Below are 10,197 nucleotides of genomic sequence, written 5' to 3' on the forward strand. Positions count from 1 at the left end.
CATGGATACGGCAACTTTGTGGCTCATGCCCGCCCTGCCCTTGGCAGGCGCCGTAATCCTGCTCCTGGCCGGACGCTCCACCAATAAATGGGGCCACCTGCTCGGCTGTCTCACCGCGGTGGCCTCCTTCGGCATCGCGGTGGTCGCGTTCATCGGCATGCTCGGCCGCGACTCCGCGGCGCGGGCCGTCCAGCTGGACCTGTTCGAGTGGGTTCCCGTCACCGGCCTCCAGGTCGACTTCGGGCTCCAACTGGACCAGCTGTCCATGTGTTTCGCGCTGCTGATCACCGGTGTGGGCTCGCTGATCCACATCTACTCGGTCGGCTACATGGCGCACGACCCGAACCGGCGGCGGTTCTTCGCCTACCTCAACCTGTTCCTCGCGGCCATGCTGCTGCTGGTGCTGGCGAACAACTACCTGGTGCTCTACCTCGGCTGGGAAGGCGTCGGCCTGGCGTCCTACCTGCTGATCGGGTTCTGGCACGAAAAGCCCACGGCGGCAACGGCGGCCAAGAAGGCGTTCGTGGTCAACCGAGTTGGCGACATGGGCCTGGCGATCGCCATGTTCACCATGTTCGCCACCTTCGGGAGCATCGGCTTCGGCGACGTGTTCGCCGCCGCGCCGCAGGCCGGCGAAGGCACGCTCACCGCGATCGGTTTGTTGCTGCTGCTCGGCGCGTGCGGTAAGTCCGCGCAGGTACCGCTGCAATCCTGGCTCGGGGACGCGATGGAGGGCCCGACTCCGGTGTCGGCGCTCATCCACGCGGCCACCATGGTCACCGCCGGCGTCTACCTGATCGCGCGGTCGGGGCCGATCTTCGACCTCGCACCGAACGCGCAACTCGGCGTGGTGATCGTCGGCGCGGTGACGCTGCTGTTCGGCGCGATCATCGGCTGCGCCAAGGACGACATCAAGAAGGCGCTCGCGGCCTCCACGATGAGCCAGATCGGGTACATGTTCCTGGCCGCCGGACTCGGCCCGGCCGGGTACGCGTTCGCGATCATGCACCTGCTGACGCACGGCTTCTTCAAGGCCGGGCTGTTCCTCGGGGCCGGTTCGGTGATGCACGCGATGGACGACGAGACCGATATGCGGCGGTACGGCGGACTGCGAAAACTGTTGCCGGTCACCTACGTCACTTTCGGTCTCGGATATCTCGCGATCATCGGGGTGCCGCCATTCGCCGGGTTCTTCTCCAAGGACAAGATCATCGAAACGGCGTTCAACGCCGGCGGCGCGAAGGGCTGGACCCTGGGCACCGCGGCCTTGATCGGCGCCGGACTGACCGCGTTCTACATGACGCGCGTGATGCTGATGACCTTCTTCGGCAAGAGCAGGTGGCAGGAAGGCACACACCCGCACGAGTCGCCGCGCTCCATGACCGGGCCGATGATCGTGCTGGCCCTGGGCTCGGTGTTCGCCGGTGGACTGCTGGTGCTGGGCTCGTCGTTGCAGAACTGGCTGGCGCCGGTCGTCGGCGAGCACCACGGCGCGCATGTCCTGCCCGCCTGGGCGGTCTCGGGCTTGGTGCTGATCGTCGTCGCCCTCGGTGTAGGCGTCGCCTACCGCGAGTACGCGCAGAAGGAGATCCCCGAGGTCGCACCGGTTCCCGCGAGCGTGCTCACCGTGGCGGCCCGCAAGGACCTCTACGGCGACGCCTTCAACGAGGGCGTGTTCATGCGGCCGGGCCGCCATGCCACCCGGGCGCTGGTGTTCCTGGACAACCGCGGCGTCGACGGAATCGTGAACGGCACAGCCGCTTTCATCGGCGGCCTGTCCGCTCGGGTGCGCCGCGTCCAGACCGGATTCGTGCGCTCCTACGCCCTGTCCATGTTCACCGGGGCGGCCCTGGTCGCCGCGGCGCTGCTGGCGGTGAGGATCTGGTGAGCATCCGATCACGCGAACCCGGCCTCCCGGCACAGATCCCCGTCCGCCCGGCGCACGCCGGGACCCAGACAGCTCCCCGGAGTGAAGGAAGGCTGCGGTGAACAACTTTCCCTGGTTGACCACCCTGTGGGTGCTGCCGGTCGCCGGCGCGGCGCTCGTCTTGGTGCTCCCCGCGTCCCAGCGCACCCTTGCCCGCTGTCTGACGTTGACCGTCGCGCTGGCCACCCTGGTCCTCGCCGTGCTGCTGGCGGTGCGCTTCGAACCCGGCGGCGACCAGTACCAGTTCGTCGAATCCCATGAGTGGATACCGGCTTTCGGCGCGGGCTACACCCTCGGGCTCGACGGCATCGCCCTGGTGCTGGTGCTGCTCACCACCGCGCTGGTGCCGATCCTGGTCCTGGCGGGCTGGCACGACGACCGCGACGTCGGCGGCGGGAAGCGGGTGATGCACACCTATCTGGCGCTCACCCTGCTGGTCGAGGCCATGGTGCTGGTGTCCTTCGTGGCACTCGACATCCTGCTGTTCTACATCTTCTTCGAAGCCATGCTCATCCCGATGTACTTCCTCATCGGCGGCTTCGGACCGCGGGGCGTCGACGTGGCACAGCGGCAGCAGCGGTCCCGGGCGGCGGTGAAGTTCCTGCTGTACAACCTGTTCGGCGGACTCATCATGCTCGCCGCGGTGATCGGCCTCTACGTCCTCACCGTTCGCGAATCCCTCGGGCCCGACGGCGCCGGCACCTTCGACCTGCGGGTCGTGGTCGCCGCCGCCAACTCCGGACAGCTCGGCGCCGGGCCGGCGGTGCTCAACGCGCTGTTCCTGGGCTTCATGTTCGCCTTCGCGGTGAAAGCGCCGCTGTGGCCGCTGCACACCTGGCTGCCCGACGCCGCCGTGGCCGCGACACCGTCGAGCGCGGTGCTGATGATGGCGGTCGTCGACAAGGTCGGCACCTTCGGCATGCTGCGCTACTGCGTGACGCTGTTCCCCGACGCCACGGGAACCTATGCGCCGCTGGTGATCACGCTCGCGGTGATCGGCATCATCTACGGCGCGGTGCTCGCCATCGGCCAGACCGACGTGATGCGCCTGATCGCCTACACCTCGATCTCGCACTTCGGGTTCATCATTCTCGGCATCTTCGCCATGACCAGCCAGGGCCAGACCGGCGCGACGCTGTACATGGTCAACCACGGCATCTCCACCGCCGCGCTGTTCCTGATCGCCGGATTCCTGGTGTCGCGGCGCGGAACTCGCGTCATCGCCGACTACGGCGGGGTGCAGAAGGTGGCGCCGGTGCTGGCGGGCACCTTCTTCATCGCCGGTCTCGCCACGCTGTCCCTGCCCGGTCTGGCGCCGTTCGTCAGCGAATTCCTGGTCCTGGTCGGCACGTACACCCGCTACCCGGCCGCCGCGGTGATCGCGTCCGCCGCGCTGGTGCTGGCCGCGCTGTACGTGCTGTGGATGTACCAGCGGATGATGACCGGTCCCGTGACCAAGGGCAGCGAGCGGATCCACGACCTGGTTCCCCGCGAGTACGCCGTGGTAGTGCCGCTGATCGCCGCGCTGATCTTCCTCGGTGTGTACCCGAAACCGGTGCTGGACTTCATCGATCCCGCGGTCACCCAAACGCTGACCACCATCGGCGTACAGGATCCGGAGCCGTCCATCCCCGCTGTCACCGAGGCCGGACCGGCCGCGAATCCCGGAGGTACGCACAAGTGAGTCCGTCTGTTCTCGCGGCCACCGTGCCCGCGCCGAGTATCGAATACAGCCTGATCCTGCCGATGCTGCTGGTCTTCGGCGCGGCCGTGACCGGGGTGCTCGTCGAAGCGTTCGTGCCGCGCCGGGCCCGGTATGTCACCCAGGTGCTGCTCGCCGTGTTCGGCTTGGGCGCCGCGCTGGTCGCGGTGATCGGGCTGGCGGGCACCTCCGCGACCGCACTCGTCGGCGCGGTGGCGATCGACGGGGTCAGTTTGTTCTTGCAGGGCACCATTCTGGTGGTGTCCCTGCTCGGGATCGTGTTCATGGCCGAACGCCAGGCCCAGCCGCAGGCCGAGCGGCGTTCCGGCCCGGGCACGTGGGCCTTGAACGCCGCGCGGCCGCGCCTCGTCGACGCCTTCACGCCGCAGGCTTCGGCGGTGCCCGGCAGCGCCGCCGAGCGGACCGCGGCGAACGCGGGCATCGCCACCACCGAGGTGTTTCCGCTGACCATGCTGGCCGTCGGCGGCCTGCTGCTCTTCCCCGCCGCCAACGACCTGCTCACCATGTTCATCGCGCTGGAAGTGCTTTCGCTGCCGCTGTACCTGCTGTGCGGGCTGGCCCGGCGGCAGCGGTTGCTCTCCCAGGAGGCGGCGCTGAAGTACTTCCTGCTGGGGGCGTTCTCGTCGGCGTTTTTCCTCTACGGTGTGGCGCTGCTGTACGGCCAGGCCGGGACGGTGCAGCTGGCCGGGATCTCCGACGCCCTGGTCGCCCATCCCTCCAACGCGTTGCTGGCTTTGCTCGGTGTGGCGATGCTCGCGGTGGGTCTGCTGTTCAAGATCGGCGCGGTCCCGTTCCAGTCCTGGGTGCCCGACGTCTATCAGGGTGCGCCGACGCCGGTCACCGCGTTCATGGCCGCCGCCACCAAGATCGCGGCCGTCGGTGCGCTGGTGCGGGTCATCCAGATCGGCGTGCCCAGCCTGCGCGAGGACTGGCGCCCGGTGCTGGCCGCCATCGCCATCGCCACCATGGCGGTCGGCGCGGTGCTGGCCATCACCCAGACCGACGTCAAGCGCATGCTCGCGTATTCCTCGGTGGCGCATGCCGGTTTCCTGATGATCGGCCTGGTCGCCGCCACCGACGCGGGCACCGCCGCGCTGCTGTTCTACCTGGTCGCCTACGGGCTCGGCACCGTCGGCGCCTTCGCCGTCGTCAGCCTGGTCCGCACGCCCGCCGGCGATGAGGCGACGGCGCTGTCCCAGTGGGCCGGCCTCGGCCGCCGCTCCCCCTGGCTCGCCACGATCTTCGCCCTGTTCCTGCTTTCCTTCGCCGGTCTGCCCCTGACCTCCGGCTTCGTCAGCAAGTTCGCCGTGTTCCAGGCGGCGGCGGCCGACCACGGCACCTTCCTGGTCATCGTCGGCGTCATCTCCAGCGCCATCGCGGCCTTCTTCTACATCCGGGTGATCGTGCTGATGTTCTTCACCGAACCCGCCACGGACGCACCGCTTGTCGTCACACCGGTCCTCACCTGGTCCGTGGTCGTCCTCACGGCGGCCGCCACCCTCGTCCTCGGCGTCTTCCCGCAGCCCCTGCTGGACCTCGCCGAACAGGCCGCCATATTCGTCCGCTGACTCCCGAAAACCCGACGGCCCCATGGATCTTCATCCATGGGGCCGTCGCCGTTTTCGTCTGACACGGCGACGAAGTCGCCACCGCGGCAGAAACCCCAGCTGAACCGTGTCCTACCTGCAACGGAAGGGTAGCCCAGCGGATCGGCGGCACGGGCACAGTTGAACCTATGTCTGCCGTCGCGCGGGTCCGGCTTCCCCTGTTGCTGGCTGTTCTGGCCGTGATTCCGGTGACCGCGCTCTGCGCCGGGACCGGGACGGCGCAGCAGACCGCCGTCCTAGGCGGCGGATCGGGTATCACCCTCGGCGACCAGGTCGCCTGCACGCTGACCACCATCGGTTACGACCGCGAGCAGCGACTGGTCGGGCTCACCGCGGGGCATTGCGCGGATCTCGGGACGCCGGTGCTGGCCGAGCGGACGGTCGAGGCCGGGCCGGTCGGCACGGTCGCACTGGTCGACCCCGACGACGACTACGCGGTCATCGAATTCGACCCGGCCAAAGTCGTGCCGGTCCGGCAGGTTTCGGGCACCCGGATCGACGGGATCGGCGAACCGCCGCGGCCCGGCGACGTGGTGTGCAAGAACGGCCGCACGACCGGGTTCGACTGCGGGCTGGTGTGGGACGCGCACCCATGGTGGTTCCAGAACGAGGCCGGATCGCGGTCCGGAGATTCCGGCGCTCCGGTCACCCTCGGTGACCAGCTGGTCGGAATGAATGTCGGTCACCTCCGGGCGGAGGACGCGGTGGTGGCGATAGCAGGTCACCCCGTGCCCACGCCGGCGCACGATCCCGCGGTGGCCACCCAAATCGGCATGATCCTCGCCGACATCGACAAGACCGGCGGCGTGGGGGCTGGATTTCGTCCCGTCTGAAGGCCACATCCCCCGTCGACGGAGAACTACGACCGGCAGTAGTATGTACCGGTGCGAAAACCGGCGGAGGTAGCGGCGCGACTGCGCCGTCCCACCCCGTCGGCTGCCGCCGCCCGCCGGCCCGGCGCACCCGTCAGCTCCGGACGCGGCGCGTTCGTCGGATCCGCCGCTGGTGCGGTGGGCATCGCGGCGCACGCCCTTGGTGGCGGTGCCGTTTCCCTCGGTGATTCGTCGGTGGCGCTGTTGCTCGGCGCCTGTGCGCTGATCGGCGTCGTGGTCAACGGGTTCCATCGCGCCCGGCCTGGTCGATCGGGTGCCGGCGAGCTCGCGTTGCTGCTCATAGCGGGTCAGGCGGTCGGGCATACGGCGCTGACGCTCGCGCCTGGGCATCAGCACACGTCGCACTCGAACAACCTCATGCTGCTGGCGCACGCGCTCGCGGTGCCCGTGGGCGCGTTGCTCATTCGGGCCGCGGAGATCGGGCTGGCTCGCGCCGCGTCCAGCGTGCGTCATGCCGTGCGCACGCTGCGCACCCGGCCCGTCGCGTCGCACGCGCCGTCCGCCATCGTCACAGCGGTCCGCCCTACGCGCACGGCGCGGCGGCTGCTGCTCTGCTCCGGAATCGGGACTCGGGGACCACCCGCGTACGCCTGACGCGTCTTCTCCCTTCCGCACAGTCCCGATCGGGCCGTCGGTTTTGCAGTCCGTGCCAGTTCGCACCGGCTGCGTTTACGCAGGTTCTGCCGAACCTGTCGTTCCGCACGGCTGGTGAAAGCCGCTGCACGCGACCCGGTCTCCCATAGATTCGGAGTATCTCCATGTCCCTGACCACCTCTCGCCTGGCGCGCACCGCCGCTGCCCTGGCCGCGGTCCCGTTCCTGCTCGTCGCCTGCTCCTCGAACGACTCCGCGACCGCCGCACCCGCGTCCGATCAGGTGTCGATCGCCGACCAGTGGGTCAAGGCCGCGCCCGGCGGCATGTCCGCCGCGTTCGGCACGATCACCAACAACAGCGACCAGACCGTCACCGTCGTCGCGGGTTCCAGCCCGGCCTCCAGCTCCATCGAATTGCACGAGATCATCACCAAGGCCGACGGCACCAAGATGATGCAGCCCAAGCCCGGCGGCTACACCATCGCCCCGCACGCCAGCCTGACCTTGAAGCCCGGCGCCGACCACATCATGTTCATCGGCCTGCACCAGGAGCTGCGCACCGGCTCGGACACCCCGATCACCCTGGTCTTCGGTGACGGCACGTCCAAGACGTTCACCGCGCGGGTGCGCGACTTCCCGGGTAACCAGGAGGACTACGGCACCGGCGGCGAGCACGGCGCCCAGCCGACCCCCGCCCCCGGTGCCTGAGGCGGATTCGCGGTCCGGCGGCGTCACCCGGCGGCGCTTGCTCGGCGGCAGTGCCGCCGCGGCGGGCGTCGCCGGGCTCGGCCTGGGCGCGGTCGCGCTGAGCCGCTCCGAGCCGGGCGTCCAGCACCGGCCGGCGCCGACCGCGACCGAACCGTTCTACGGCCGCCATCAGGCCGGGATCGCGACCGCGCCCCAGGACCATGTGGCGTTCGTGGCGTTCGATCTGCGTCCGGGCACCACCCGCGCGGACATCGAAGGCATCCTGCGGATCTGGTCCGGTGACGCGGCCCGCCTGACCGCGGGCGCCCCCGCGCTCGCCGACACCGAACCACAGCTGACCCAGCGTCCGGCCCGGCTCACCGTCACCTTCGGGTTCGGGCCCGCGGTGTTCGCCGTCGCGGGTCTCGAGCACCGCAAGCCGGCGTGGTTGCGGCCACTGCCGCCGTTCCGGATCGACAAGCTCGAACCGCGGTGGAACGACGGGGATCTGGTGCTCCAGGTCTGCGCCGACGAGGTCACCACGGTGGCGCACGCGGTGCGGGTGCTGTGCCGCAGCGTCACCACGCTGACCACGGTGCGCTGGGTGCAACGCGGATTCCGCAACGCCGCGCCAGGACAGACACCGCGCAATTTGATGGGCCAGATCGACGGCACCGAGAATCTCGCCGCCGGCGCCGATCTCGATCGGCTGGTCTGGGATGACGGCGCGGCCCAGCCGTGGCTGGCCGGCGGCACCTCGCTGGTGCTGCGCCGGATCGCGATGAACCTGGAAACCTGGGACGAGATCGACCCGGACGGACGGGAACTCAGCGTCGGCCGCAAGATCGACAGCGGGGCCCCGCTGACCGGAACCGACGAATTCGATCAACCGGATTTCGCGGCCGTCGACCAGCACGGCATCCCGGTCATCCCGCAGTCCTCGCACATCGCGCGGGCACGCCACACCCACGACGGGGAGCGCTTCCTGCGGCGTGGCTACAACTACGACGACGCGCCCGAACCAGGCCAGGTCTCCAATTCGGGCCTGCTCTTCGCGGCGTTCCAACGCGACGTGGACGCCCAGTATCTGCCGGTGCAACAGCGCCTGGCGGATTTCGACGCCCTCAACGTGTGGACCACACCCGTGGGTTCGTCGGTGTTCGTGATCCCGCCGGGGATCGAATCCCCCGACGGGTATATCGGACAGTCGTTGTTCGAATCCTGAGGTCATTCGCTGCGCTCAGGATGACATGGGCTGTGCTGTCATCCTGAGCGTCAGCGAAGGACTAGGTCCAGAGGGTGGCGACCAGCACGTTGACGACCGCCAGCCCACCCGCGGCGTGGGTCATCCACGGAATATCCTTGCCGCGCTTGGCATCCGCGCGCCCCATCTCCGCGAACGCGGCAACCAGCACCGAAATGACCAGCTTGATGCCGATCTTCACCATGTTCGGATCCTTGCCGAGCGAGTCGATCGACTCGGCCAGCCCCACCAGGATCACCCCGGTGATGATCTGAGCCCGAGCACCCCACACCATCACCTCATTGACCTTGGGTTGCCCGGCCGCATACCCACCGACCACCGCGGCCATGCCGAGCAGGTGGGTGACGACCACCAGGTTATAAACGAATTCCATGATCACACGCTAGATCTCGAAAGGCGGCCGGGCCAGCTGAAATGCCGATACTCGCACGCGCGACGCCGGTGCACACCGCCGCGCGATGATTTTCGCCGTTGTGTCCCGTCTACACAGTCAGCAGATCCATCCGAGTCCTGGGAGGAAACCGTGACCGAACAGACCGTTGCTGCCCTACCCCCCATCGTCGACCAGCAGACCTGGCAGGCCGCGCTCGACGAGCTGCGCGTGCGCGAGAAGGCCGCTACTCGCGAACTCGACGCCATCGCCGCGCAGCGCCGCAGGCTGCCGATGGTCGAGCTGCCCGACTACACGCTGATCGGTCCGGACGGTCCCGTCCGCCTGGTGGACGTCTTCGACGGGCGTTCCCAGCTCATCGTCTACCACCACATGTGGTCCGACGGTGCGGAATGGCAGTGCGGCGGCTGTACCGGACTCACCTCGCAGTACGTCCGGCTGGGCGTCCTCGACAACTACGATGCCCGCTTCGTCATCGTCACCAACGGACCTCTCCGAGAAGCACTGGCCTACAAGGCCAAAGTCGGCAACACGATGGACTGGTACTCGTCCTCGGACAGCTCGTTCGGCGCCGACGTCGGCGCGCCGCCCGGTGGCGGCTTCGCGGTGAACGTGTTCCTCCGCGACGGCGACAAGGTCTACCGCACCTGGCACACCACCGGCCGCGGCACCGAACAACTCAGCTACACCTTCGCGCTGATCGACATCCTGCCGTGGGGCCGCCAAGAGGAATGGCAGGATTCCCCCGAGGGATGGCCGAAGTCGCCCACCTACTCCAAGTGGCTCGACTCCCCCGACGTAGCCCGGCTCTACGGGACGAGGCCCGGCAGCAAGGAGAGTTGATGAGTACACCCGACGTACGCCCGGTGGGCGATCTGCCGAACGAGTTGGGCAAGACCGCGCCCCGGGAGTTGCAGTCCGCCGGAATCGACTCGCTGTCGAAGGTCAGCGAGCACACGGAACGGGAGCTCCTGGCGATTCACGGGGTCGGCCCGAAAGCGATCCGCATCCTGGCCGAGGCGCTCTCCGAACGAGGACTTTCCTTCAGACCGAGTGTGTGACGTTGTCTGCCCGGCAAGCGGTTCGGGTGCGACCAGAACCGTGGGTTCTGG

10 protein-coding genes are annotated in these 10,197 nt (G+C 68.7%); 9 read left to right on the top strand and 1 reads right to left on the bottom strand.

Annotation, left to right across the window (positions count from 1 at the left end; genetic code table 11):
* Position 1: 1 nt before the first annotated feature.
* The 7 genes from nuoL (at position 2) to AB0M14_RS36360 (ending at position 8,655) form a co-directional block, all read left to right on the top strand.
* Positions 2 to 1,888, top strand: a complete 1,887-nt coding sequence (gene nuoL, locus AB0M14_RS36330; RefSeq protein ID WP_365004243.1) for an NADH-quinone oxidoreductase subunit L — start codon at positions 2 to 4, stop codon at positions 1,886 to 1,888.
* A gap of 97 nt (positions 1,889 to 1,985) precedes the next feature.
* Positions 1,986 to 3,611 (top strand): NADH-quinone oxidoreductase subunit M, encoded by a 1,626-nt coding sequence (locus AB0M14_RS36335; protein WP_365004246.1) that lies wholly within the window; start codon positions 1,986 to 1,988, stop codon positions 3,609 to 3,611.
* Positions 3,608 to 5,218 (top strand): NADH-quinone oxidoreductase subunit NuoN, encoded by a 1,611-nt coding sequence (nuoN, locus tag AB0M14_RS36340; protein WP_365004249.1) that lies wholly within the window; start codon positions 3,608 to 3,610, stop codon positions 5,216 to 5,218. The genes AB0M14_RS36335 and nuoN overlap by 4 nt, the downstream gene beginning before the upstream one ends.
* Positions 5,219 to 5,385: 167 nt before the next feature.
* Positions 5,386 to 6,090: a hypothetical protein gene (locus tag AB0M14_RS36345; protein ID WP_365004252.1), complete on the top strand. Its 705-nt coding sequence runs from the start codon at positions 5,386 to 5,388 to the stop codon at positions 6,088 to 6,090.
* Between the two features lie 51 nt (positions 6,091 to 6,141).
* Positions 6,142 to 6,744 carry a hypothetical protein gene (locus AB0M14_RS36350; protein WP_365004255.1) on the top strand — a complete coding sequence of 201 codons (603 nt, stop codon included), beginning with the start codon at positions 6,142 to 6,144 and terminating at the stop codon, positions 6,742 to 6,744.
* A 164-nt stretch (positions 6,745 to 6,908) separates the two neighbouring features.
* Complete coding sequence (locus AB0M14_RS36355) at positions 6,909 to 7,451, top strand: copper chaperone PCu(A)C (RefSeq protein ID WP_365004258.1); 543 nt, start codon at positions 6,909 to 6,911, stop codon at positions 7,449 to 7,451.
* Positions 7,444 to 8,655, top strand: a complete 1,212-nt coding sequence (locus AB0M14_RS36360) for a Dyp-type peroxidase (RefSeq protein ID WP_365004261.1) — start codon at positions 7,444 to 7,446, stop codon at positions 8,653 to 8,655. The genes AB0M14_RS36355 and AB0M14_RS36360 overlap by 8 nt, the downstream gene beginning before the upstream one ends.
* Positions 8,656 to 8,716: 61 nt before the next feature.
* Here AB0M14_RS36360 and AB0M14_RS36365 read toward each other — a convergent pair whose 3' ends face one another.
* Positions 8,717 to 9,067 carry a hypothetical protein gene (locus AB0M14_RS36365; RefSeq protein WP_365004264.1) on the bottom strand — a complete coding sequence of 117 codons (351 nt, stop codon included), beginning with the start codon at positions 9,065 to 9,067 and terminating at the stop codon, positions 8,717 to 8,719.
* 150 nt (positions 9,068 to 9,217) lie between these two features.
* Here AB0M14_RS36365 and AB0M14_RS36370 point away from each other — a divergent pair, with 150 nt between their 5' ends.
* Positions 9,218 to 9,928, top strand: coding sequence for a DUF899 family protein (locus tag AB0M14_RS36370; protein WP_365004267.1), 711 nt, complete (start codon positions 9,218 to 9,220; stop codon positions 9,926 to 9,928).
* Positions 9,928 to 10,146, top strand: coding sequence for a hypothetical protein (locus AB0M14_RS36375; RefSeq protein ID WP_365004270.1), 219 nt, complete (start codon positions 9,928 to 9,930; stop codon positions 10,144 to 10,146). Before AB0M14_RS36370 ends, AB0M14_RS36375 begins: the two co-directional genes overlap by 1 nt.
* Positions 10,147 to 10,197: the final 51 nt, after the last annotated feature.

Origin of the sequence: Nocardia sp. NPDC051832 (genome assembly GCF_040681285.1) — a bacterium.
GTDB lineage: Bacteria > Actinomycetota > Actinomycetes > Mycobacteriales > Mycobacteriaceae > Nocardia.